Annotated in this window: 20 protein-coding genes and 1 riboswitch; of the genes, 3 read left to right on the top strand and 17 right to left on the bottom strand. The window is 45.7% G+C overall.

Annotated features, from left to right (window positions below; genetic code table 11):
* Window positions 1–14 precede the first annotated feature (14 nt).
* The 3 genes from H0266_RS13635 to H0266_RS13625 are packed head-to-tail and all read right to left on the bottom strand — an operon-like array spanning window position 15 to window position 4440.
* Complete coding sequence (locus H0266_RS13635) at window positions 15–2213, bottom strand: transglutaminase TgpA family protein (protein WP_181472985.1); 2199 nt, start codon at window positions 2211–2213, stop codon at window positions 15–17.
* A complete protein-coding gene (locus H0266_RS13630; protein WP_181472984.1) occupies window positions 2213–3478 on the bottom strand; it encodes a DUF58 domain-containing protein in 1266 nt (421 codons plus the stop codon). Before H0266_RS13630 ends, H0266_RS13635 begins: the two co-directional genes overlap by 1 nt.
* Entirely contained in the window at window positions 3475–4440 is a 966-nt protein-coding gene (locus H0266_RS13625) for an AAA family ATPase (RefSeq protein WP_181472983.1), read from the bottom strand. The genes H0266_RS13630 and H0266_RS13625 overlap by 4 nt, the downstream gene beginning before the upstream one ends.
* 393 nt (window positions 4441–4833) lie before the next feature.
* Between H0266_RS13625 and H0266_RS19630 the strand changes: the two genes are divergently transcribed.
* Complete coding sequence (locus tag H0266_RS19630; RefSeq protein ID WP_343063291.1) at window positions 4834–4992, top strand: Spo0E family sporulation regulatory protein-aspartic acid phosphatase; 159 nt, start codon at window positions 4834–4836, stop codon at window positions 4990–4992.
* 53 nt (window positions 4993–5045) lie between these two features.
* Here the strand turns inward: H0266_RS19630 and H0266_RS13615 are convergent, their stop codons facing one another.
* Entirely contained in the window at window positions 5046–6023 is a 978-nt protein-coding gene (locus H0266_RS13615) for a ring-cleaving dioxygenase (RefSeq protein WP_181472981.1), read from the bottom strand.
* 234 nt (window positions 6024–6257) lie between these two features.
* Window positions 6258–6359: riboswitch (purine riboswitch) on the top strand.
* Window positions 6360–6495: 136 nt separating this feature from the next.
* Here H0266_RS13615 and H0266_RS13610 point away from each other — a divergent pair.
* Window positions 6496–7686, top strand: a complete 1191-nt coding sequence (locus H0266_RS13610) for a NupC/NupG family nucleoside CNT transporter (RefSeq protein WP_181472980.1) — start codon at window positions 6496–6498, stop codon at window positions 7684–7686.
* Between the two features lie 258 nt (window positions 7687–7944).
* Complete coding sequence (locus tag H0266_RS13605; RefSeq protein WP_181472979.1) at window positions 7945–8880, top strand: pectate lyase family protein; 936 nt, start codon at window positions 7945–7947, stop codon at window positions 8878–8880.
* A 56-nt stretch (window positions 8881–8936) separates the two neighbouring features.
* Here H0266_RS13605 and H0266_RS13600 read toward each other — a convergent pair whose 3' ends face one another.
* From H0266_RS13600 to H0266_RS13540, 13 genes are all read right to left on the bottom strand, one after another.
* Window positions 8937–9188: a hypothetical protein gene (locus H0266_RS13600; RefSeq protein WP_181472978.1), complete on the bottom strand. Its 252-nt coding sequence runs from the start codon at window positions 9186–9188 to the stop codon at window positions 8937–8939.
* Between the two features lie 12 nt (window positions 9189–9200).
* Window positions 9201–9782: a hypothetical protein gene (locus tag H0266_RS13595; RefSeq protein ID WP_181472977.1), complete on the bottom strand. Its 582-nt coding sequence runs from the start codon at window positions 9780–9782 to the stop codon at window positions 9201–9203.
* Between the two features lie 161 nt (window positions 9783–9943).
* Complete coding sequence (locus H0266_RS13590; RefSeq protein WP_181472976.1) at window positions 9944–12295, bottom strand: family 10 glycosylhydrolase; 2352 nt, start codon at window positions 12293–12295, stop codon at window positions 9944–9946.
* Between the two features lie 220 nt (window positions 12296–12515).
* On the bottom strand, window positions 12516–14069 hold the full coding sequence (locus H0266_RS13585; protein WP_181472975.1) for an FAD-dependent oxidoreductase: 1554 nt from the start codon (window positions 14067–14069) through the stop codon (window positions 12516–12518).
* A complete protein-coding gene (locus H0266_RS13580; protein ID WP_181472974.1) occupies window positions 14066–15565 on the bottom strand; it encodes a DUF4127 family protein in 1500 nt (499 codons plus the stop codon). The genes H0266_RS13585 and H0266_RS13580 overlap by 4 nt, the downstream gene beginning before the upstream one ends.
* Before the next feature lie 10 nt (window positions 15566–15575).
* Window positions 15576–18074: a glycoside hydrolase family 38 N-terminal domain-containing protein gene (locus tag H0266_RS13575; protein ID WP_181472973.1), complete on the bottom strand. Its 2499-nt coding sequence runs from the start codon at window positions 18072–18074 to the stop codon at window positions 15576–15578.
* Window positions 18071–19018, bottom strand: a complete 948-nt coding sequence (locus tag H0266_RS13570; RefSeq protein WP_343063289.1) for a carbohydrate ABC transporter permease — start codon at window positions 19016–19018, stop codon at window positions 18071–18073. The genes H0266_RS13575 and H0266_RS13570 overlap by 4 nt, the downstream gene beginning before the upstream one ends.
* A 7-nt stretch (window positions 19019–19025) precedes the next feature.
* Window positions 19026–19904, bottom strand: a complete 879-nt coding sequence (locus H0266_RS13565) for a carbohydrate ABC transporter permease (protein ID WP_181472972.1) — start codon at window positions 19902–19904, stop codon at window positions 19026–19028.
* Window positions 19891–20808: an ROK family protein gene (locus tag H0266_RS13560; protein ID WP_181472971.1), complete on the bottom strand. Its 918-nt coding sequence runs from the start codon at window positions 20806–20808 to the stop codon at window positions 19891–19893. Before H0266_RS13560 ends, H0266_RS13565 begins: the two co-directional genes overlap by 14 nt.
* A gap of 20 nt (window positions 20809–20828) precedes the next feature.
* Entirely contained in the window at window positions 20829–21671 is an 843-nt protein-coding gene (locus tag H0266_RS13555) for a MurR/RpiR family transcriptional regulator (protein WP_181472970.1), read from the bottom strand.
* On the bottom strand, window positions 21625–22365 hold the full coding sequence (locus H0266_RS13550; RefSeq protein ID WP_181472969.1) for an N-acetylmannosamine-6-phosphate 2-epimerase: 741 nt from the start codon (window positions 22363–22365) through the stop codon (window positions 21625–21627). Before H0266_RS13550 ends, H0266_RS13555 begins: the two co-directional genes overlap by 47 nt.
* Before the next feature lie 91 nt (window positions 22366–22456).
* A complete protein-coding gene (locus tag H0266_RS13545) occupies window positions 22457–23770 on the bottom strand; it encodes an ABC transporter substrate-binding protein (protein ID WP_220127276.1) in 1314 nt (437 codons plus the stop codon).
* A gap of 19 nt (window positions 23771–23789) precedes the next feature.
* Window positions 23790–24488, bottom strand: coding sequence for an alpha/beta hydrolase (locus tag H0266_RS13540; RefSeq protein ID WP_181472968.1), 699 nt, complete (start codon window positions 24486–24488; stop codon window positions 23790–23792).
* Between the last annotated feature and the right edge of the window lie 59 nt (window positions 24489–24547).

Here is a 24547-nt window from a genome sequence, read left to right as displayed (position 1 = left end):
CGTATCGACAGGAATCAAGACAATGCTTTTTTGATTAAATTTTCCCATAATTCAGTGACTTTGTTCCACTGCATGTTCTGATGATCATTACGGTACAGCATACGCTCATAATGATTGGTCAATTGACGCATCTCATTCGTCTGATAATGGCTGTCGACCGACCGAGCATAGTCACGAAGCGTTTGCTCAGGGTTTCGTTTGACCCCTTTATGCGCTAACACTTTTAACAAGAATTGGTACGCTTGCTCATACCGATCCGCACTCCCTCCTTTACGGAAACGACGCTTCAGAAGAGAAGACATCCATCTGAATCTCGTAAAGTAAAGGATGATTCCCGTAATGACAACGAGACCGAGCAAGATGTAGAGCCACATGAAGCTTCCGTTTGAAGAGGTTCCACCGGCTGTATCCGTATTGGATTCCGCCTCTTCTATCTCTTGTGGGTTCCCCATATTCTGGTCAGGTGTATCACCTGTTTGACCAGCGGTTGGATCTTCACTGTCTGTATCGATATCACTATAGAAATCGGTGTTGTTCGAGAATCCTTGCGTCGGTTCGAATGGAACCCATCCGATTTCCGGGAAGTACACTTCGACCCATGAGTGAGCGTTGGCACTCGTCACTTGGTACGTATTCTGCAAGTCTTCCGAGAACTCAGTCGCTTCGGAATCGATACGCTCTCCGGCTGTAAATCCTTTCACCCAACGGGCCGGGATGCCTTGAGAGCGCAAGAGCACAACCATCGAAGTCGAATAGTTATCGCAATACCCAAGCTGTGATTCGAATAAAAACTGATCGACATAGTCTTCATTCTCACTTGGAACGTCTACATCAGTCGTCGAATATTCGAAACCGTTAGAAGAGAAATATTGCTCCACTGCTTTCGCTTTGTCATAACGGTTATCCTCATCGGCGACGATTTGGCTCGCCAGGTTCTGGACACGGCTCGGCAGACTGTCTGGAAGCTGCAAATAATTCTCCTGAATCTCCGCAGGATCCTCCCCGGTCGCTTCTCTCAGCTGACCATATTCGAAGGACGGAAACTCGTAATTGACGACGTAATTGTTGAGTTTGGCGGGTGAATCTCCACGCAACGTGTCGATTTCACCTGTATTTTCATGAAGTCTGAAGTTACTCTCTGATGGTGTTCTCAGCAATGAACCGAGTCCGTACGGGTACACAAGTTTCTGGAACGTTGCCCCGTTGTTCATTTGGATCATTGCCGTCTGTTCTTCGACTTCTACGTTATCCGTGAACGTTTTGTATTCCAGGTTTTCAGCATCATAGATGTTGGTAGGCTGATCGAGGCTGTCCACCCAACCTTTACCAGTATAGGTGTCCTTCGATTCAATCCGCCAATACCGATCACCATCAGCCATCGCGCGGAATACCGGCGTATTATCCTGGACGAATGAACCACCTAAACGGCTGTCATTTTCACCATATCCGACTTTTTGAATCGCCGCTCCACTTCCACCTGGTCCCGGCCCTCCTGTAGCACTTTTCAAGTAAGGGACGGGGTCCGGCCATTGCGGCGAAAGTTTAGGTGATGCGTACGCCGCAGCGGTCGAGAATACAATCACACCGAGCAGAGGGAGCACCCATAAATGGACCCGCTTGAACCAATGTGAAGGAATCGATTCTTTGTCCATTTCTTTTGCAAAACTGGACATGCCAAGAGCCGCCATCGCTAGAATGAACGTACGGACGATCGCCCATTTCCCATCATAGAATGTAAATGTGTCGATGACCGTGACGTAAACTAGCGTCAATACGACGAAGATCAGCATCCGCTTCGCTACGACAAACCAATAAAACAACAAGTAGCTCATCAGCCAAAGCAGGATCAGGAACAATAAGCTCCGGAATAACGGCGTCATCTGCCACCATTCCTGCGTCTGAATCACTTGGATATTGAAAATGATCTGGTCGTAAACGACAGAAAACCAGTCACGACTGAAGATCCGTTCGGCAATATATAATCCATCTAAAATAAAGGCTAGCCCGATGAACTTGAGGGGCATGGAAATCCACCATTGCACTTGAAGAAACGAAACGAAGAAACAGAATGCCGCATAGATGAAGAAAATCGATACGTCATCTGTGTTCGTGATGGTTTCTAAAGGAAGGAGCCATTCACAAAATAAGAGAAAGCCAATCACATAGATGGTGAGCTTATAAATGAACGGTTGTTCGTTTGTCTGTTCATTCATCAGGTATTCACCTCAAATTCCTTCTTCAATAATTGCTCTTCCGAAAGCACGTTGACGAGGACGCCCTGATTCTTCAACTGCTTCACATTCTGATGGTCCTGAAATGTCATTTGCTTACTGGAACGAACGTAGAAGAATACGAGACGTTTACTTTTCTTAGCCAGTTTGAGAAGGGACTGACGGATGTCTTCATCAAGATGGTGGCTGATGATCATCGTGACCATTCCAGAAGATAGCCGTGCACGTTCCCGTTCCAACTGTTGCGCGAAAGGCGTCCTTCCAATGGCACGAATCTTAGCCAAATGCCCTTGGATCATCTGCTTTTGGGTAGCATCCTTTTGGAAAGGGAAATAGCCGCGCCCGTCTCCGAGCGTCATGAAGGCAAGTTGAGACGTCGACTTCTGCATCTCTTCGAGTAGGGAGGAACTGAATTCCACCGACCCTTCGAAGCCGACCTGGTTCATAGAAGGATGATAGACAGCATTCAAGATGATCATCATATCGACGCTCTTCTCCTGTTCGAATTCTTTTGTCATCATCTGGTCCATTCTCGCCGTCGTTTTCCAGTCAACCCACGCAAACCGGTCGCCTGGGATGTACTCACGGACGCCTGTCACGATATTCGTATTTTTCTCATTCAACTTAAACGACGGGCTCGCCCCTTGTTCGAAGCTATAGACACTTTCCTTCAATTGCACAGGTCGTGTGAAAGGAAAAACGAGGACCTTATTTTCCGCCTGAAATACATGCTCTTTTTTCACGAATCCGAAGAAGTCACCTGTTTTCACGCGCAATGCTTTCAACTCATGTTCTCCGCGCGGAACTTTGTCGAGCGTGTACCGGAAACGGATTTTCTTACTGAACCATGGAAACGTGACATGCTTGATCTGTCTTGCTTCTTCCATTGTTTCCTCCCGGTCCATGTGACGGTACTTTTCAAAATGGGTATCCTTCTTCTTCAATGAATGGGGCAAGTATTCTTCTACAACACAATAATAGATGGGAAAAGGCAGAGTACGCCTCAACGTCACTTCAACCTCTATACTCTCGCCGCCTGTAGCCACGCGTTTAGACAGCTTGCGCTCGACTTTCCATTTGTGGATCGGATAGATGGCCACACCAAACATGTAGATTAAAAATGGTAGGAAGGCATAGAAGAGAAACCAACTGACAAATCCACCTTGAAACATCGCATAGGAAAATAAAACCGCAAATAGAAACGCGACGACGGTTAGTTTAAGGATGAATTGGACCGTTTGTCTCATTCACCGATGTTCCTCTTCACAGGAATCGATGTGGAAGAAAGCAACCCTTCGATGATCGTCTCAGCTGTCGTCCCTTCAAAACGAGCTTCTGACGTTAGAATCATACGGTGCGCAAGAACGAAAGGAGCCAAGTACTGCACATCATCGGGCACAACATAATCACGGTCGTGAATGAATGCGTAGGCTTTCGCTGCTTTCATGAGGGAAATCGATCCACGAGGACTGACACCTAAGTAGACGCTGTCATGCTCACGGGTTCCTGTAATGAGGTCAATGATGTAACGGTTGACCGTCGTATCCACATACACTTCTTCGACTTCCTTTTGCAAACCGACCAGTTCATCACGGCTTAAGACGGAGGAAATCGTCGTAATCGGATGGGCCCCTGAAGTACGGGAGAGCATTTCCATCTCCTGTTTAGCTGACGGATAACCCATCTTCATTTTTAACAAGAAACGGTCGAGTTGCGCTTCTGGCAAAGGATACGTCCCTTCATATTCAATCGGGTTCTGAGTCGCCATGACAAAGAACGGTTCACTTAATGGAACGGTATTCCCATCTACTGTAATGCTCGTCTCTTCCATTCCTTCTAATAGAGCGGACTGCGTTTTTGGAGATGTACGGTTGATTTCATCCGCAAGCACTACATTTCCAAGAATGGGACCTGGGCGAAATTCGAACTCCATTTCTTTCGGATTATAAATCGAAACACCCGTGACATCGGATGGAAGTAAGTCCGGAGTGAATTGAATCCGTTTGAAATCACAATCGAGTGACTTCGCAAGCGTTTTGACAAGCATCGTCTTTCCGACGCCAGGCACATCCTCCAATAGAACATGACCCTTTGCGAGAAGCGCGACGAGGCTTAATAAAGCGGCTTCTTCTTTTCCGATCATTACTTTATTGATATTTGTAATGACCTCAGATATTTTTGGTTGTAACAAGAACGTTTGCTGAGACATCAGATGTTCTCCTCCCCTTTTATATCAAACTATTTTCAGAATTATCACGCTCATTCTAACTATACTATATCACCGCTAATGGGACAAAATATGCGAACCACTGGATATTACAGGAAAACACTGTCATATCAAGGATGAAGCCGCGAAAAAATTGTCGAACAGGGAAGCGGAACAGACCTTTGAGTATAGGGGATGGCATGAAGCATAACTATGATTTTCAATATGTTTCCAAAAAACCAACAGTTCAAAAATACCATATTCTATACCAGAGTAGAAAGATTTTTGTCATAAATAATTAGATTTTTTTAATTTTTTCGACAACATTATGTTTAAATAACATTTATTCGGGTAATGTACACACTACACCATCATGTGGAGGAGAGTTATTATTCTGTGAATGGCTTAGAAAAGAAAATCGAAGAGACACGAAAGAAAATGTATGATTCTTATTTGAGTGAACAAGATTACGATCAAGTTCTTCGTTTCTCACAGGAACTCGATCGTCTACTTAACAAATGGACAGAATTGAAATCCCCACAAGTAAATAGATAATACGAAAGAACAAATAAAGCCCTCTCGTCCATCGAGAGGGCTTCTTTATTCCATTATTCTTTTTTAAAATCGATCGTGCTTCTTACAGTATCGATTTCGCGTACAGACTGCTCGATTTGCTCACGCTTCGGCTCGAGCATCGGTGGCAAAGCAAGCTTTTCTCCTAATGTTTCATACGGTTCATCACCCATGAATCCTGGTCCGTCTGTTGCGAATTCGAACAATATTTGCGGAGCTACGTTGACATAAAGTGACTCGAAATAGTGACGATTCACATAACCGGACGTACGGAATCCGAATTGTGGCATGCGCTCGATCCACTCGTCCAGCGCTTCCCGATCTTCTACACGGAACGCCGCATGGTGAACCGTCCCGTATCCTTGTCTTGCAGGAGGCAGGATATTGTTGAACTCGACGATGACTTGGGCGCCGTTTCCACCTTCCCCGACCTCGAACAAACGAAAGGATCCTTCATGGGCAAGTTCTCTGAACAGGAGGACTTTTTCCAGCATCTTCTTAAAGTATTCCACATTGTCTACACGGACATGAAGCGGCCCGAGACCTGTAATCGCGTATTCTAACGGAACCGGTCCTTTTTGCCATGGGACTCCCGCCGCAACGCCCTCAATGCCTTCATCGGATACCAGCTCATACGATTGGTCATCAAAGTCGACAAACGGCAGGACTTTTTTACCGAATCTCTCTTGGATTCCCTTGTGCTTCACGTCCAAACGATTGAAGCGCTTCTCCCAATATTCAATCGCCTCGTCGCTCGGTACACGGAACGACGTACGGCTGATTTCATTTGTTCCGTGAGAGCCTTTCGGGATGCCAGGAAAATCGAAGAAGGTCATATCCGTCCCCGCGTTCCCTTCATCATCCGCGAAAAATAAATGGTAGGTTTGAATATCATCTTGGTTGACGGTTTTCTTCACCAACCTCATCCCTAAGATGTAAGTGAAAAATTCATAGTTCTTTTCGGCACTGCTCGTGATGGCTGTAACGTGGTGAATCCCTTTCAATTCGTTCATTTTCATCCCTCCATTGGATCTATGTGAAATAGTCAATAAAATTATCTCAGTTTCAAGATAAATATAATAAATTTTGAGCTGAAAGTCAATCGATATGCCGCGATTACCTGCTCAGTGACTGCAATCACTCGTGTTTTGATTAATAAAAAAGACATACGCTTTCACTTTTTTGTATTTTCGAACATTGACGAAACTACTTGTCAGTACAACTCGAGACTGCTAGAATCACAATCATTCAAAACTATTCGGATTCCTTATATAAATGTGGAAATATGGTCCACAAGTCTCTACCCGGCTACCGTAAATGGCTGGACTATAAGGAAAGTACGTATATGACGTGTACCCTTCTTTATAGGGGAACCGCTATACCTCTTTCCTTTTTCGGGAAAGAGGTATTTTTTTTAGACTCATAGAGGTCTGACGTCATACTACCTCCACTAAGGAATCCACCATTACTTAAGGAGGAATCATCATGAATTTTCTAACTGGAATCATCTCATTACTACTTCTTATCGCACTCGCTTGGCTGCTGAGCAGCAATAGGAAAAGCATCAAGTGGCAGACGATCATCGTCGGGCTCACACTAGAGGGATTGTTCGTTTATTCGATGCTCAATTTAGCGTGGGGGAAATACCTTCTAAAACAAGCCGCTCTATTCGTACAAGGAATCATCGATTATAGTTCCGCTGGAATCGACTTTGTATTCGGACCTCTTTTTCAAAACACAGACATCAACTTTCTTTTCGCCATTAACGTTCTAGCTGTCATTATCTTCATATCCGCTCTGATTTCTGCCTTATACTACATTCGCTTGCTGCCTTTGATCGTCAAACTGTTAGGTACGGTTGTCGGCAAGCTCTTAAAGACATCCAAAGTGGAATCGTTCAGTGCTGTAGGGAACACCTTCCTAGGTGTTGCCGAAGCGCCGCTACTCGTCAAACCTTACTTGGAGCGGATGACCCGTTCGGAATTATTCGCAATCATGGTAGGAGGAACCGCTTCTGCGAGTGGAGCTATTCTAGTCGGTTACGTGGAAATGGGCATCGATTTGAACTATCTACTCATCTCCATCTTCAGCGTACCGCTCGTCTCCCTGGTCATAGCAAAGTTACTAGAGCCAGAAACCGAAACATCTGAGCTGAACGACAAGGTCGAAATGGCCCAGTCCGAGCATGTCAACGTATTCGAAGCCATATCAGATGGTGCTGTAAACGGGGTGAAGCTCGCCCTGAACATCGGAGGACTGTTGATTGCCTTCATCAGTATTCTAGCGCTGATGGATGGTATACTCGGCCTCGCCAATTTAGATTTGGCGACAATCTTCGGCTACTTGTTCTATCCTTTCGCCCTGCTGATTGGAGTTCCGTTCGGAGACGCATTCCAAGCGGCATCCCTAATTGGTTCGAAGCTTGCCGCTAATGAATTCATCGCCTATGCAGGTCTTACGGAAATCATGGGGGAACTGTCGCCGAAGACGGTCGCCATCATGTCGGTCGCCCTCTGTAACTTTGCCAACTTGTCGACCATCGGACAATTGATTGTCGGCTTAGGTACGTTAGCTCCAGGGAAGAAAGCCCAAATCTCAAAACTCGGCCTCAAAGCGATTGTAGGCGGAACACTAGCAAGCTTCATCACAGCTATTTTCGTATCCATGTTCATCTAATTCTACGAAACAGGTACTTTGCTTTTTCCCCTTTTCAGACAAAGTACCTGTCCCTGGTTTTTTTACCACTTCATGACAATAAATGTTTATTATGGGTGATAAAGAAACCACATAGGTGTTTACTATAATGGACAAAATTACTTATAAAGGACCGTACCCCGAGATTTTGTTTAATGCTACAATTCAACTTGTGATGAATAAAGTCGAATTCTGCAGAATGGCACACTTTTTCTCAACATCTTATTTATGGAGGTCCAAATGAAACGTATTCTTCTGTCCGCCGTATCTGTCGCAGCTATCGCTTTGCTATCCGTCGTTGCATTCGATCAACCATCCGAAACAACACAAGCCGCATCACCTCAACAAACGGAAAGTCTGTCTGTTGCTGATTTTTCAGGTGACAGTCATGCCGAACAAATTCAAAACGCCATCAACGCGGCATCCAATAACGAAATCAAAACGGTTTTCGTTCCCGCTGGCGACTACTATATTTCTTCAACCCTGACGTTGAAAGAGAACGTCAAACTTCAATTCGCACACAACGCCCGTCTCGTCATTTACGGAAACCAGGATGTGCTGAATGTCGAGCGTAACGCAAGTGTCGACGGCGCTTATATCGCCATTGACGATACGAAGTTCCAATCCAATGTCTTCTCTTTCGACGGAGCGAACAAATATTATAATTCATGGCACCGCTCCACGTTCGAAAATATCAACATCGTAAACTGGACAGGCAACAATCAAGGTACAGGAATCGAGTTGTACTCTCACGGGGCCGGTCACGAAATTTCTTACCTTCACTTTGAAAATATTAAGATGGCTGGACTCCACACAGGAATCCACCTTCAAGCTGACCCTGCAGAGGGCGGGTACAGCTGGGTGAATGCCAACAGCTTCGATCACATTACGATCGACGATACCGTACGCGGCATCTGGTCGGAATCAAGCATCACGATTCCGAACGAAGTGAGCGGAAACTCGTTCACCAACCTTCAAATCCAACTGTCCGCTGCAACGAAGAGCGCTCTTCACGTCACAGGTGAATTCAACGCGTTCAGCGGTGTGATTTGGGATACGCATATGGTCAACGATCCAAGCTCCCTCATTCATTTGACGAAGAACAGTCAAGAGACTGAGCTTGATATGCGCGGTAACATCGAAGTGCTTGATCAAGGAAGCCGAAACCAGTATTAATCTCGTAACAGAAAAAGGGGAGGTCGCTTGGCTCATGCCAACGGACCTCCCCTTTTTTATTTCGAATGGATAGCTTGCGTCGCTTTGTGTTGATCTTCCTTTTTGACATAAAACTTATATTCCGTCGCGTACTCATCTGATGTTCCTATTGGAGAAGACGACATATTTGACGTCGTCGCTACCCGGAATTTTACGGCACCTTGCAGCTTAGAAGCGACCTTGACATATTCCTCCCGGTTAAATGTCACATACACTTCCGTCTTTTTACTCGAGATCAAACACTCGATGATATTCATCCATACACTCACCTATGATCCCCCTTAGTACTCTATGGATTGATAGACCTCTCTCATAATCTCTTCAAACTGTTCCTTAGTCGGATCTTCTTCTCTTGCATAAGCATTAAAGTAAGATAGGCTGTAACCTTTCCCGTCACGCGCCCAGTGGAGTGAAGCTGCCGGGATGCTTGGTGAATAACTGAAGTACACCTCTTGATCACCGAACATTACTTTTTCAACGTCTTCGTGCTCTTTAATGCTTTTCAATCCAGTTTCATAACCCGCTACTGTGTAGTCCAAGTATTGAAAGATATCATCCATCGGCCGTTTTGAACTATAATCCAACTCTACGCCTTCTTTCACATACCGGACCTTCACCCCTTGCCGGTCAGGATTATCGATATGTTCATAGATTTGCGCCCTTGAATCGCCTTGTTCAAAAGGCAGAGTAGTCGGCAAGGGCACATCGTAATCCAGTTGATCCAACGCTTCATCTATTGATATATCTTCGTAAAATCGCAGTCCATCTTGTTCTCGTTCTACTTCAAGGTCAATTTGATTCTGGCAGGCACTCAGTATGATCAGCAGTGCAGCAAAGTATATTACTTTTATTGTTCTCTTCATAGTTTCCTCCTTGTGTCCATTTACCTCATCTGAAAAATCCTCTCAACATTTTCTACGAACCAATGCTCGTAAAGTTACAATATGAAGAAAATCTCTAGAAAAAAGATAATCAAGCACTAAAAAACAGGTGCCGGGGTCGATCCGGCACCTGTTCTTATCATCTACTTGTTGTAATGGTAGTAAAGCCATTTTCCGCTTTGGTCCAACTTGCCCATAATCCGTTCTCGAACAATCGGTTCCAGGCTGTCTAACCCTTCCATTACAGCGTATGTTTTGTCCAATTCTTTTTCAACTTTAGAATACTTCAATGAATGATCCGGACGCTTCATCATGACTTCCCACTTCTTAAGCGTATTGATCAACTTTTGCCCTTCTGTATGATGAATCGCTCCTTTAGGGATGTAGATCGTTTTCGTTTGGTCAATGAGTTGTTGCACTGTTGCCAATACGGCCTCTTTCGGTGTTTCACCAGGGTTGACCGCCGCTTCTCTCCAAGGTCCTTTTCCTAAAGCATCAACGGAAGGGGCACTGGCTTGACCAAAGGCGAACATATTTACACCTGAAGTACCATATGCCGCTGCTCGAACATCTTCAACCGCTGCCTTTTCGCTCAAATGATGATAGAAGGAATAGATTCCCGTATAATACATCATCGAATCTGGTGTCAGTTCCTTGCTTGCTTGAACTGTCGCTTGAATGCTCTTGAAATCATGACCATAGGCTTGAGGGATAACGCCATCGATATCGTCCACCCAGTCACTGATCAACGTAGCCTCTGCACCAGGTTCAGGTGTAGCGGTAAGCATGAAGGAGGGATCTATCGCGTTACTTTGGTCATGTAGTTTGTCAACGAATTCATTCTCCTGTTCACGTAACCACGCTTCCCACTCTTCCCATAGATCATCCGATTCATCTAATTCCATCGGATCAACTCCATACACTTCTTCAAAGCGATTTCTGTTCGAATCACTGAAGCTATAACTCTCTTCAAAAGAATGATGCGGATAGCGCATATAGTCGATATTCAATCCCGTGATATCATAGTTTTTCTGCTGCTCTTCATAAACCTCCAACATGAATTCCTGCACGTCTGGGTTGGCAATATCGAGCCAATAATAGTTGCTCTTCGAATCCGTCCCGATTGTTCCTGTTTCGTCATTGCGCTGCACCGCTGTCCATTCTGGATAGACCTCAAATTGAGGAGATACTCCGAGGCTGATGTGCCCGACCATGAATCCGTCTGTCCATGACTGCACGGTAATGCCTCGCTTCTTCCCTTCCTCCACAAAAGCCTTCAAAATATCTGAACCGTAATCCCCGTACGTCTTGTCAGCAAAATTAGGGTGCTGTTTCGGGAGACCATACGCTTCCATCGTTTCACTTGGGAATATGGTATATCCCCAGAACGTCGTTTCAAGATAAAGCGAGTTGAATCCTGCTTTCTCCATGCGATCAAGTGTCGTTCTCACATCGTCCAAATCCTTTTCTTCTGGACGATACCAAACCGCACGCTGTTCCCCTACTTCAGAGGACAGAGAATAATAGTATCCGTCGTAGGCTGATTGTGTTGCTTGTTCTGTCAAATCGAGCGCCTGCAGTGGATCTTCTTCTTTCACTTGTTCCGCTTGTTCTAGCAGTTCTTCCGCTCTTGCAATCGCTGCTTCCGATTGATCATATGCGGCGTCTACATAATGATTTCGCGCCTCTTCAAGACTAGCTTTCGCTTCCGCTAAGGCTTGTTCACTTTTAAAAATAAAAGTGGAGGCATCTTGGATCAATTCCACGGATCCACTTTGATCATATTCTACCTTCATTCCAATCTCGGCGTTCTTTAAGTACGTTGCTCCCGTTCCATGGCCACTGACCACAAACCCTTGAGCTGGAATATCACTATCTCCTCCTCCGACTTTGGTTACTACACCTTCAACTACTGTAATTTCATAACCATACGGATTCGTTCCTGTGCTTGTTCCGAAATCACTGGTGTATAGCAAAAGTTGGTTGGACCCGCGGTTCCCAGGGAAAGGGGCACCATCTGGATTGGATTCGTCTGTTGGGTTGATATCATCCAATTGGTCTGGATAGCGTTTTTCAATCGGTTCTTCAATGGTGACCTGTTCTCCTTTATCCAACCCTTTTAGAAAAGGAAGAATATCTGATGTTTCGCCGTTCGTCGACAGCACCACACCGTTTTCTGGAATGGCCTGATCGCCTGACCCGGAATCGATCACCATGTACTTCGTTCTTTCGACCTTTTCTAAGACGACTTCATACGATGACCCGCTTGTTTCTGTAAAGTAACTGAAAGTCGGATCAAATAATACAAGCTTATTAGTATTACTGCGATCATTCAGACTGTCCACCGCCAACACTTGCCCTTCTTCATCGGTAACCGTTACGGCCTCAGATTCTTCGGCCGCTATAGCTGGCCCGAAAATACTGAACATGATTAAAGCAAAACCTATGACGACACTGCTAAACAACTTCTTCCGTCCCCTCAAATACGCACTCATGATACACCCTCCTGTTTAGTGGTTGTATGCGCTTTCATGATGTTACTCGAATTCTACCACAATTTTCTGTTAATAAAGGATGTTTTCTTCAAAATAATAAATAAGTTGGATAAATCCTTCAAATCAAACCACGAAGACAGGCCTTTCTTCATAGTTGTTCTTTGATGAAGAACATGCGGAATAGAGACTTTCAGCAGAAAGCCTCTTTTCGGTCTTCAAACTATAGTATCCCTACCTCAGGCCAATGAAGCGCTACACCTAAATGCTCAAGTTTCTGTTGGAACGCCCAAGTCAAGTCAGCATTCTCATGAATGGATAGTAAAGATGCTTTATGATCGATAGCAAAAGCTGCCAGAGCGCCAGCTGATTCTCCGATGTTCCATTCGACAGGGTGCACCCTCATACACCCATTGGTCAGGTGTGTGCATCCTATATTTTTGCAGGCAGGGATCAAGTTCTTCAGCCGCTTCGGAATCAAGGCCCCTAAAGGTATTTCGAATGGATAGCTGGGCGCATAGAACAACCTGTTGGTCTCTGTAGTCGGATGGAGATCGATGCGATAAGCACCAATTCCGATAGAATTCTTACGCTTGCGAACACCTTTATAAGGAGAGTAGTCCGCATTGATATCCTGTTCGACTACGGTCTCAAGCGCTTCGATTCTCCTGGATTCACGGATATAAGGATGCTTAGCGATTCCATCCTCTGTCCCCACTATATCGGGACGGAGCTTCAGCCCTGGGTACCCGAACCCACCGTCATCCCTCGGAGCTTCGGTCTGAAGCCAGTACAATAGAGACAGACTCAATTGTTTCGCTTGGTATAACCGATCTTGGCGGACTTCTTCAGGGACATCGACAATCGCCCCTTCCCAGAAATCGTTCTGTGGCCAATTGATCAACGAAAGATCTCCTTTGAAGAATCCTTCTTCAAATAAATTCGCATCGATCACTCGACGATATTGCCAAAGGCCGAGTTCTTCTCCATCATTGAACATCCGAAAACGTTTTGATTTTCCAGTGTCGGCATCCGGGATATCCCAGCTCAACTGCAAATGTTCAAGAAAACTTGCCTGGTACGACTTCCAATGCTCATACATCAGTGGCTTGTCTATCGTATGACTTCCTTCAGGGTCATATTGTAGGGCAAAGACTTGAGTAAAGGACTGCATATCGCCTGGCCGGTATGTATCAAGCGCGTGCGGTTCTCCCGTCATGTCCTTCGATTCCGCCCCCACTCGGTATTCCGCTCCAGCAAGTGGAAGTAAGTCCCCACATTCTGTTGCATCTAACACATATGCCCCCGCGATATCGAGCGTTTTTCCCTTTTTCTTCACGGTAACGGACGTGATCTGGTCCCCCATCACCTCTACAGAAACAGGTTTAGTCTCCAGTAAAAGAGTAATCTGTCCATTACTCAAGTAGGGTTGGATCATGTCTTCAAGCAGTTTTTTGGCCACTTTCGGTTCATGCGATAAACGACTGACCCAAGCAGATCCAGGGTTCAATAAAGCGTCTCCTCTCGCTTCTTCTCTGATTGGATAATGGGTCCTATAGTAATCTCTCAACCGATTACGAAACTGCCGGTACGTAGCCGTGCACCCGAAGGACTCGATCCATGGATGTTCATCTGGAGGCACAGCCTGAGCCGTCAATTGCCCACCGATCCAATCGGTCTCTTCCGTCAGAATAACGCTTTTCCCCATTCTAGCAGCAGATAGGGCTGCGAGTGTGCCTCCGATCCCTGCTCCAATGACTAAAACATCGGCGTTCATTCCGGTTCCCCCTTCCGAAGTTCAAAATCGATTTCAAAAGTACGATCCCAAGGATAGTTGATGCCCTCCACCTGCCACTCGTTGGCATAGTCATGTAAAAACGCGGTCGCCTTCTCAATGAATAGCGGCGTCATGACTTTTTCAAGCGTCGTGCTGTCTGACATCCGTAACCTTCCTTCTTTACGGACGATAGACTGATAGATATAATCATCCAGAAAACGATGAAGAAGCTGTTTTTTCAGAGCGTTGTGGGTCTGCTTTGTATGGTTGTCCGCAAGCCACATCAGTGCTGCTTGTGACACGACCGTACCGATTGAATTCCCGGCCGTATTCCAGCCGGCAAACCCGTAGAGACGTTCCCAATTTACATTTGCCATTAACATCGGAGTCAGTTGCGGATCCACTCCGTTAGCATAAGCGACGTCGACCATCGCGACAGGTTTTCTTTCCATATAAGCCTGTAATCGTCTCAACCACTCCTCAACATTCCGATCATTCGTATCAACCTGATTCAGGTTTAACCCAAGAGCTAGATCGCCTTGCTTTCTCCCTGGCACATTGACGCCGAGAATAACGTCTGACCTACTCATCTCGTCTTCAGAGCGTGAGCCGACCGCTGCGATTTGACCTTTGACAGATTCACAGATAGGCCGGTCTTCGTACATCGCAGGGCTCAATGCTCCCCTTGCACCACTATAGACTGGGTAAAAACTAGGGGGAGAGACGTTTTCTAACTGGAAGATTAAACGAGTCACAAGTGTACTCGCCACTTCATCCGCTCCTGGATATAGCAAGGCCTGTTCTGTCAACTTCCGCTCTCTGATCGCTGCTTGCAGTTGTTCCTGCTCTCGAACATTCCAACCGTATTCACTCGTATCATCTTGCGGGAAAACAAGATGATCGATCGTGTTGTCCTCTAATAGTGTAAGCAAGGATTGGTTGACCGCAAAGTTTATCTCACGTGTAGATTGATAGTCATCCAGTACATCTGCGGGGACTTCATTCTTCAACTCTTCTAATCGAAGCAAATCTGTTTCTTCTTGTAGCTTTTCGTAACGATGAGAGTGATAGGAAACGCCCCAGATTGCGGTTCCATAATCCTTCCAATACTCTTTTTCTTCTTCATTGATATTATTGTTCGATATCCTCATCGTGGAGCTTAACGCCATAATTTTCAGATCAGGGTATTGTCTTTTCCATTCTTTTATGACGACAAGACGCTTTTGGAGTTCTTTTTCCGTAAGGGAATGCATCCGGGAAGGGACGAGCCCACCGTAAAGCAGCATGTCGATTGAGAGGATCATGCCATCCACTTCCGCAGCCACCTGATCAAGCCACGCAATCAAGACATCGGTCTTTGCCGGCCGCTTCAAGAAACCGAGCAACTCTTTTTCGGGTGCCATGACTTTCCACCCGGCGATTCCCGCTAAGTCGATGGGAAGCTGTCGTGTCACCGGTCTTGCATCAACAGGTAATAAAGCGATTTTCTTTTTCATCTTAGCCACCTCACGTTCGGAACAATTGGAATGTCTGGATCGTTTTACTTGGAATAATAAGCTTGTCGCCTTGTTTCTCACCTTTATGAAACAGGTCATGTTCTGTCGTTACGTTTGTGCGAAGCATATCTTCCATAGGGTTCCACACCCGCACTTCTACGTAGTCGTGTTTCTGACGGATCGCACTTACTTGTATATAAGGGTTTGAAAACTCGATCAAGGAAGGGATCGCCTTATTTCCTTGTTGAATAAGCGGTGCCCTGCGGAAACGGTCAGCCTGATACAATGCCGCGACCGCTTCGTCTTGAAAACCGAAACCGTATTCGAACCTCCAGTCACCCTGACACTGTGCATCGGGTGTTTCAAAAGAAGGACCCGCTCCTCCTCCGCGTGTACGAAGATCATCACGCGACAGCCATCCGACACTGCGGATTAAAGTTACCGCAATTTCGTTCTTTTCGGTCACCTGGTATTCTTGAAGTCCTCGATGGACGAAACTGAATCGGTTCGCATAAACAAAGGAAGCACTCGGCTCAACGACCACTGGCACTTCCTTCTGTTTTTCCGCCTCGAAACGTTCTTCCTTCTGTGCGATTCTTTCGATGACATCAAAAGCCGTGTCACTATAGCTTGCCTCAATATTTTTCTGCAAGGGAAATCCTACGCGAAGCCGCTGGTCATGTGCGGAATTCTGGACGTGTAAAGACACTTGAGCGATCGGATCGTTCTTGAAGAGGCGAATGGATACATCGATCAAGATTTCAACTCGCTGATCTACCGGACCCGTCCGCTCTTGATTCAAAGACACAGGGACATCAAGGGAGATCACGTACCGGAGTTCTTGGATAGACCCGTGATGATGAACTTCCGGTGCACCTATGCAGACACCTTCGGTCAGAACATCGTGGACCGGCGGCGAGTAATTGTATTCATCTCCCGCATCCATTGAGGTTGTAAACCGGTTCATCCCTTCGAATACTTCTCCCGTCGGAAGGTCGGTCACTACCAACTCACTTCCTCTCAACTCGATTTTCAGAAACTCATTTCCTATCGAAGTTTTCTCCTCTAGTTGCGCGTCAGGTCCTTTTTCTTCTGTTATAGAAAACACCTGTATCGATAGGGCCGGTAATCCTTGAACGAGAAAGGCGATTTGGTAATGCCACACCTCTTTGAATTCCGGGAAAGCATCGGTCGGAGAATCAAAGTGGCGACTTTTCTCTTTCTTAAGAATAACGGTTTCTAATGGTTTTCCGTCACGTGACTCCACGATTATTTCACTGTCTTCATAGAGCCATATCTCTCCTTGTACCCATCCATCGTAGGTGTAGGCATGAGGATTGAACACAGTGAATGTTTCCATATCCGAGAAAGGCTTCCTCGTTGCATGTCCCGTCATAGATAAATCCTGAGCCCCCACGCGGTACATCGCTTCTTTTTTCAACACATCCATACGCTGTCTAAGGCGCATCGTTCGTGTTTCCATCTCTTTATGTACCTCATCAATGCTGCAGCCACAAATGCTGTCATGAGGATGATTCTGTAACAATAGTTTCCACGTATCAGTCAGGTACCTTTCAAGATGAGGGGCATCCGCCAGTGTGAGCATCGGCTCTACATAACGCGTCAACTCATCCTCTATTTCCTGATTCTGCTGCTTTAAATACGTGCGTGTAGATAAGACATTCGGCAGCACATAGATATGCTCGTTGGAACGCATCTCCCCTTCGTACGTCGCTAGGTCAGATACCTCGCTCCGCACACTGTCCATGAAGTGTTCATACGTTGAAGAAATCACATCTAGTCCTGCTTTGTTAGAAGCTTCGATTTTATCGTTCATGTTCTCCCATGAGGGCATCAAATGATCCCCACCATTCGTCAGCAGCACATGAGAGGTATTCGTGTAAGGTTCGACTTTTTCTATAAAAGTACGAAGCGCACTTGTGGTCTCTTTTTCATTCAAAACCGGCTGGTAGTATCCTTCTGGAAGGAAAACGGTGAAGACTTCTTCTCCGTTCGGGCTCCTCCAACGAAACTCTGAGCTGTCGATTTTGATGCCGCGCCAGAGTATGGCGTTGTCGATATCGAAGGCTTGAAGGATTTGTGGCATTTGACTGATATGACCGAACGTATCCGGTAAATAACCGATCGACTGCGGCTCTCCATACTCACGGGCCATTTCCATGCCGATCTCGAGGTTTCGCCACAGAGACTCACCTGAGACCAGAAACTCATCAGCCAGTACATACCATGGGCCGATGATCAGTCTCTCTTCAGATAAAAGTCTTAGCACGCGTTGTTTCTGAGCTGGGGAACATACATCAAAGTAATCCTCGATGGCCGCCATCTGACCATCAAGGACAAACTGATCGATCTCCCCCTTCTCCATTCCATCCATGATTCGTTCCATCACATGCATGAATCGGTGACGGAACGTTTCAAAAGGAAGGTACCATTCCCGGTCCCAATGCGTCTGAAAAACGACGTGACAGGTTTTGTCGTGCTTGCTCATCCTTTCACCGCTCCTTTCATCGCTCCTTCAATGAAGTAGCGTTGCAGGATCGCAAATACGATGATGATCGGCAACACGGAAATAATCGAACCAGCCGCGATATAACGCCAGTTGGACGAGAAGTTCCCTTGTAAAGACTGTACCCCGAGAGGAAGAGTGTACATACTTTGGTCATTCAGAATAATCAGTGGCCATAGGAAGTCGCCCCATGCCATCATGAAGGTGAAGATCGCGAGCGTCACCATTGATGGTTTGACGAGCGGCATAAGAATCCTCCACCAAATTTGAAAGGCATTTGCGCCGTCCATACGTGCCGATTCATCCAACTCGTACGGAATGGTCAAGAACGCCTGCCTCATGAGAAAGATCCCGAAAGCGGTCGTCGCATGAGGGAGCACTAGCCCAAGGTACGTGTTCTGAAGCCCCAGATTAAGAGCGAGAATATAAATCGGAATCATTAAAAGCTGGAACGGAATCATCATCGTACTGATGATGAGGATAAACACAATGTTTTTTCCTCTGAACTCCATTCGCGCTAGTGGATACGCAGCCAGCGAACAGAACAATAAATTAGCGCCTACCGTCAAGATCGCCACGACGGTGCTATTGAATAAGTAGGTGAAGAATGGAAAATACTCGAGAACGGCCCCGAAGTTTGCAAGCGTCGGATTTTCCGGTATGAATTGCGGAGGATAAGCAAAGATGTTTTCAGACCCTGATTTCAGGGAAGTAGCCAATAACCATAGGAACGGCCCCACCATAATGATGGAAACAATGATCAACATAAAGTAAGACAACGTTTTCTGCCACATTTTACGAGGTGAAAGCATCGGTTTCTTGCGATGCTTCTTAAGCTTGATCGGTTTAGTATAAGGTTGTTTCTGTCCGTCTTCGGATAAAGGAGCCTGTTCTTCCTGTTTCAAAGCTTCCGAGTTTTGATTCATTGATTCCTCACCCTTTCATCGCTTGTTCACGTTTATTCATGAAAGCAATATTCACAATGGAGAACATGAGCGTCACTATGAAGAGAATAACGCCTGCTGCACTTGCATACCCCATCTCTAAACTATCGAACGCCTGATTATAAATGTAGTAGACGAGCGTCATGGAACTATTCAATGGACCACCTTGCGTCATGACATAAATCTCTTCGAACACTTTCATCGCTGAGATCGAGGACATGATGGTGACGATCATGATCGAAGGCATGAGAAGCGGAATGGTAATATGGATGATTTGACGCCACTTGCTTGCGCCATCAATATCGGCCGCTTCATAAAGGTTAGGCGGAATAGCTTGCAGACCGGCTAAATAAATGACCATATAATATCCGAGACCCTTCCAAATCGTGACGGCCATGATGGCAAATAAAGAGGTTGAAGTAGAGGTCAGCCAGTGTACCGGATCATCGATGATTCCTAGACTTTGCAGAATAAAATTCAATACCCCTTGATCGGCATACATCCATTTCCAAGCGATTCCGACTACAACCATGGATGTTACAACAGGAAGGTAGTAAATCGAACGGAAAAATGTAATCCCTTTCAACTGTTGATTCACTAAAATCGCCAGAAAAATCGGCAGGAATACCAGGGCCGGAACGACTATAATTAAGTATAAAAGCGTCTGTCCAAGAACTTTCCAGAATAATTCATCTGCAAATAACTCTTTGTAATTCGCCACCCCAATGAAATCAGGATTTTGTTGAATCATATTATAATCAGTGAAACTAAGCCAAATAGCCTGGATCATTGGATAAAAGATAAATGCTCCGAGAATAATGCACCCAGGCAGCAAAAACATCATCGGCGTAAATTTACGTTGTTTCATGTTCCTCTCTCCCTTCCTTCCATGCTTCTAAAGCGATATGAGCCGCTCCATACATTCCTGCTTTGTTCAATTTCGTTGCGCGGGCAAGTTCTGTTGTGATCCCTTGTTCATGTAAAGCCGATAAAAAATCTTCCCACCAGTACGTGTACGATTCGACTACGCCTCCGCCCACAATGACACGGTCAGGATCGATGCTTGTCGAAATGTTCCCTACAACAAGTACAAGGTTTTGAATAAACTCTTCAACGACTCGCTTTAATCGATCATCCTTCTCCATGCTTTCAAAAATCTCTCGACCATGTGTGAACGCTCTACCCGTCTGTTTCTCTGCTTCAGAAAGAAGTGCTGTCCCAGATAGATACTGTTCGATACAACCGTTCTTCCCACAATTACATGGCCTTCCACCAGGGTATAAGACGGTATGTCCCCATTCACCCGACTGGTGATGGGCGCCGCGAACAATCTGACCGCGGATATAGTTCGCACCACCCACCCCTGTTCCCAGCGTGAGAAGAACAGCACTTTCTTCGAATCTGTGTTCAGAAAGGAATTGCTCACCGATTAAGGCGGTATTGGCATCGTTATCGACGCTTGTCGGAATGGAATACTTTTGTTCCACCCAGTTCTTCAACTGAAATCCATTCCAACCTGGCAGGTTATCCGTAGCGAAGACGACTTCCCCTGTTTTGGCATTGATTCTTCCTGCACTCCCAATTCCAATGCCGGCAATCGCCAAAGACGAGTTGGTCAGAGTATCTAATACGTTCGACAAAGCAGTCAAAATAGCTTCCTTCCCCTTTGCGGCGTCCGTGTCTACGGAGAACTCCTTCACGGTCTCCCACTGAGCATTGAATACTCTGCCTTTTATTCTCGTCCCTCCGATGTCGACACCGATGACATGCATATCCCTTCACCTCTTTTGCATCAATAGATTTTATTGATTACCGATCGTGCTGTCTTTTCTTTCATTTGCAAGGAGCTTTCTTTATCGTGAAGAGCGAGTCCCGTACACAGGAGATCGATGATGAACAACTGAGAAATCTTAGCTGCCAGTGACCCTCCTTCTAACGGAGACTCTTTTCCTCCACTTAACAATACATAGTCAGCCAATTGCGTGATGGGCGACCGCGCGTAATACGTAATGGCGATGATCGTTGCCCCGTTTTTCTTGGCAATCTCTAATGAATCGAGGGTGTCCTTTGTGCTTCCGGATACACTGATTCCTACGACGACGTCCCCTTTCCCCAATGTCGCGGCATCCATAGCCTGAATATGTGGATCGACTAAGGCATCGCTATGCTTCCCAATTCGCAGCAGTCGGTTTTTGGCATCCAAAGCGGTCAGCCCTGATGTTCCGACACCGTAAAAGTGAAGGCGATTCGTTTGATCGATCGCTTCAATACAAGAATTCAATAACTCTTCGTCCACCATCTCCAAGGATTCATCTATGACGGCTTTTGTATTTTTGGCAATGGCATGAGGGAATCCGTGCTCAGATACATCGTCTTCCTTAGAATCGTTCGAGAGTGTTTTCGCTAGTGTCAATTTGAATTCCTGATACCCTTTGAACCCAAGCTTGCGACAAAAGCGCAAAGCGGTTGTTTCCCCCACCCCTGCTTTATCCGCTAAATCCGTTACGGAACAATACAATACACTTTCGATATCCTCTAATACCATGTCGGCCACTTTCTGTTCCGATTTTGTAAGAGAAGGGTAATAACTACGAATGACGCTTAATAAGTTTCCGTCCAGCAACTTTTGAGTCATGTTCCACACCTGCTTTCTTCAATTGATCTGTAAATCGTTTGGTAATCACTTGCGGTCTAGTGATGGCTGAACCGACCACGACACTGTGCGCCCCAAGTTCTAATGCATGAATGGCTTCTTCAGGACTCCAGTAGCGCCCTTCTGCCAATACGGGAACGTGGACGTGTTCGACGAGACTATGAACTAAGTTAAAATCAGGTCCTGTATGCTGAGGAGAATACGCTGTGTACCCTGACAATGTTGTCCCTACACAATCCACACCTAAACTTGCTGCACTCAGTCCTTCTTCCAGAGTTGATACATCCGCCATCACTCCGACGCCTGCTGATTTCACTTGTGTAATCAAGTCCGCCAGTTTCTCATTTCCTGGCCGTTTTCTGCCGGTCGCGTCAAGAGCAATGATGTCCACCTTCGCACGGATGAGTTCATCTAATTCTTTTTTTGTCGGCGTAATATAGATATCAGAGTCATCATAATCCTGCTTGACTAACCCGATGATCGGGAGGTCCGTCACTTGTCGGATGGCTTCGATGTCATCGTACCCATTGGCGCGAATAGCCGCGGCTCCACCCATTTCAGCGGCAAGAGCTAATTTCGCCATTGTTTTTGATCCATGAAGAGGTTCGTCATCCAGCGCCTGACAGGAAACAATCAAACGACCTTGTACGTGTTCAAAAAATTGATCAACTTTCATTTCTTCACCACCATCCACTATACTTCTGTCCGATGAAATAAGGAACTATATAAAAGAAGGAAGAGAACACGCCTCTTCCCTCTTTTTCTACTTACTGCAATGCAGCATTCCACTTCTCTTCAGCATCTGCTAAAGCTTCCTCCACAGACATTTCCCCAAGCATGGCGGCTTGAAGCGCATCTGTCATCGCTTTTTGTAGATCCGAGTAATTCTTCATCGGTGGAACAAGCACTTCTGAATCCTTCAACTGTTCTGCAGAAATGATACGTGCACGATCTTCTGGAGATGGATCCTCCGGAAGCTCATTGAAGTACGGATCATCGAGCGCTGTTTCAATAGATGGAAGGATTGGTACGATCTTATCGAACTCGACCTGGTTTTCCGCATTTGTCATGAATAAGGAGAACTGTACGGCTGCATCTTGTTTGTCGCTTTGTTTCGGTACGACCAAGTTCATCGCAGCTACGTTCTTCAAATTCGTTTCTCCTGTGATGACCGGCGCAACACCCGTCGCTTCATAAATATCTGGTGCGTTCTCGTTAACCGTGTTCAAGAATTGTGGTCCAGATGCAAGAATCGCCAATTGTCCCGCTTGATACATATCGACGGCTTTCCCGTGTCCTTCCGTCAACACTTCACGTGGAATCAATTCATTCTCATACATGTCTACAAAGAATTGGAAGGCTTCTTTTCCTTCTTCCGTGTTGAACGTTGCTTCCGTCATGTCTTCGTTCGTCAAATCTACTCCCATTGTCACCATCGTCTCAAGTAGATGACTTCCATCAATCGATGGGAAGAAAGCATAGTTCCCTGTCTCTTCTTTAATCGTTTTGGAAACTTCCAATACTTCTGAGAACTTCGAAGGAACATCTTCTTCAGATAACCCTGCCGCTTCGAAAATATCTTTATTGTACATGCTTACTTGAGATGATAAGTACCAAGGAATACCGAACGTTTTGCCACCGAAGGAATTCGACTTCCAAATACCCTCAAAGTACTCGCCCTTCTTATCTTCAGAGACCGCTTCATCCATATTAATCAAGGCATCCAGCTCCGCTAGCTGTGAAGCGAATTGAGGGTTGAGGTTTGCAACATCAGGCGCTGTTTCAGAAGCGACAGCCGAGAGGATCTTCTTCTCCATGTCCCCCCATGGTACGTCTACCCATTTCACGGAAATATTCGGATTCTCTTCTTCAAAATCGGTAATGACGCCTTCAATGTACTCCGTGAATGTAGGTTTTAACTGCATCGTCCAAAACTCAATTTCAACGGCTTCCTCTGAATCCGCCTGCTCACTGTCTTCTCCGTCTTCTTCAGCCTTTCCTTCTTCACTTGACCCTGTACAAGCTGCTAAGACAAAAACCATCGCAATCATAAGCCCCAACAAAAATGAAAATCTCTTCAAACCCCTCATCTCCTTATGTTTAATAAAATATTTTAATGGCGGAAGATAAATTCTCACGCCAACACTCCCATAGATGATCATGATCGAATTCATGGTAGATCAATCGCTTTGTTGTGAAAGCTCGATGGACTCGACGATTCCTAGTCAATATGTATAGGCATTCGCCGGTGATCGGTGATCGAAACGCCTCTTCCTTCGTGCCAACAGATTGATAGACTTCCCATGGCAGAGCTAAGTTTGCATGTTGTACCTCTTTTACGTCCTCTTCTGAGAAGGCTGGAGACTGAAGAATTAAATGAGTCCATTCGCTCGGTTTATCAAGGGCTATTCTCAAGCTTACGGCTCCCGCTAAGGAATCGCCCATCATTCCGATTTGTAAGATTGAAGAAAATCTTCTCTTCAATTCTGGTAGTAATTCATGGTAGATGAATCGTTTATAAGCTTGATAGTTTCGCCCTTCAGAATAGTACAAGTTCCAACGATCTTCAGAAGACCCCGGAGGAAGTAAAATGAAACAGACATCCGTTCCTAGTCCTTCGCGCAAGTCTAGCTCGAATTGCTCCCTGAGGTGACCGATTTCGAGGTAATCATCTCCGTCATGGACAATCATCAGCCTGACTCCACTTGAGAGTTTCTCTTTTGGACTCAGGATTTGGTAAGTGAAGTTTTTCTCCAAACATGAACTCGTAATGGAATGGTGCGTCAATACAGTCTTCATAGCGTTCACCCCAAATACATGTAAGCCTTTTCATGTATCAACCTTAGCATATGGTGATA

The sequence above is a fragment of the Halobacillus locisalis genome, assembly GCF_013694105.1.
In the GTDB taxonomy this organism is placed as follows: Bacteria; Bacillota; Bacilli; order Bacillales; family Halobacillaceae; genus Halobacillus; species Halobacillus locisalis.
The sequence above is the reverse complement of the archived record's forward strand: the minus strand, read 5'-3'. Positions and strand labels throughout refer to the sequence as shown.

Bases quoted from the DNA above. Each gene is read 5' to 3' on its own strand.
- H0266_RS13605 (WP_181472979.1), top strand. From the start codon at position 7,945: ATGAAACGTATTCTTCTGTCCGCCGTATCTGTCGCAGCTATCGCTTTG.
- H0266_RS13595 (WP_181472977.1), bottom strand. From the start codon at position 9,782: ATGAAGAGAACAATAAAAGTAATATACTTTGCTGCACTGCTGATCATA.
- H0266_RS13635 (WP_181472985.1), bottom strand. From the start codon at position 2,213: ATGAATGAACAGACAAACGAACAACCGTTCATTTATAAGCTCACCATC.
- H0266_RS13590 (WP_181472976.1), bottom strand. From the start codon at position 12,295: ATGAGTGCGTATTTGAGGGGACGGAAGAAGTTGTTTAGCAGTGTCGTC.
- H0266_RS13580 (WP_181472974.1), bottom strand. From the start codon at position 15,565: ATGAAAAAGAAAATCGCTTTATTACCTGTTGATGCAAGACCGGTGACA.
- H0266_RS13550 (WP_181472969.1), bottom strand. From the start codon at position 22,365: ATGAAAGTTGATCAATTTTTTGAACACGTACAAGGTCGTTTGATTGTT.
- H0266_RS13560 (WP_181472971.1), bottom strand. From the start codon at position 20,808: ATGCATGTCATCGGTGTCGACATCGGAGGGACGAGAATAAAAGGCAGA.
- H0266_RS13610 (WP_181472980.1), top strand. From the start codon at position 6,496: ATGAATTTTCTAACTGGAATCATCTCATTACTACTTCTTATCGCACTC.
- H0266_RS13575 (WP_181472973.1), bottom strand. From the start codon at position 18,074: ATGAGCAAGCACGACAAAACCTGTCACGTCGTTTTTCAGACGCATTGG.
- H0266_RS13555 (WP_181472970.1), bottom strand. From the start codon at position 21,671: ATGACTCAAAAGTTGCTGGACGGAAACTTATTAAGCGTCATTCGTAGT.
- H0266_RS13540 (WP_181472968.1), bottom strand. From the start codon at position 24,488: ATGAAGACTGTATTGACGCACCATTCCATTACGAGTTCATGTTTGGAG.
- H0266_RS13625 (WP_181472983.1), bottom strand. From the start codon at position 4,440: ATGTCTCAGCAAACGTTCTTGTTACAACCAAAAATATCTGAGGTCATT.
- H0266_RS13570 (WP_343063289.1), bottom strand. From the start codon at position 19,018: ATGAATCAAAACTCGGAAGCTTTGAAACAGGAAGAACAGGCTCCTTTA.
- H0266_RS13615 (WP_181472981.1), bottom strand. From the start codon at position 6,023: ATGAACGAATTGAAAGGGATTCACCACGTTACAGCCATCACGAGCAGT.
- H0266_RS13565 (WP_181472972.1), bottom strand. From the start codon at position 19,904: ATGAAACAACGTAAATTTACGCCGATGATGTTTTTGCTGCCTGGGTGC.
- H0266_RS13630 (WP_181472984.1), bottom strand. From the start codon at position 3,478: ATGAGACAAACGGTCCAATTCATCCTTAAACTAACCGTCGTCGCGTTT.
- H0266_RS13585 (WP_181472975.1), bottom strand. From the start codon at position 14,069: ATGAACGCCGATGTTTTAGTCATTGGAGCAGGGATCGGAGGCACACTC.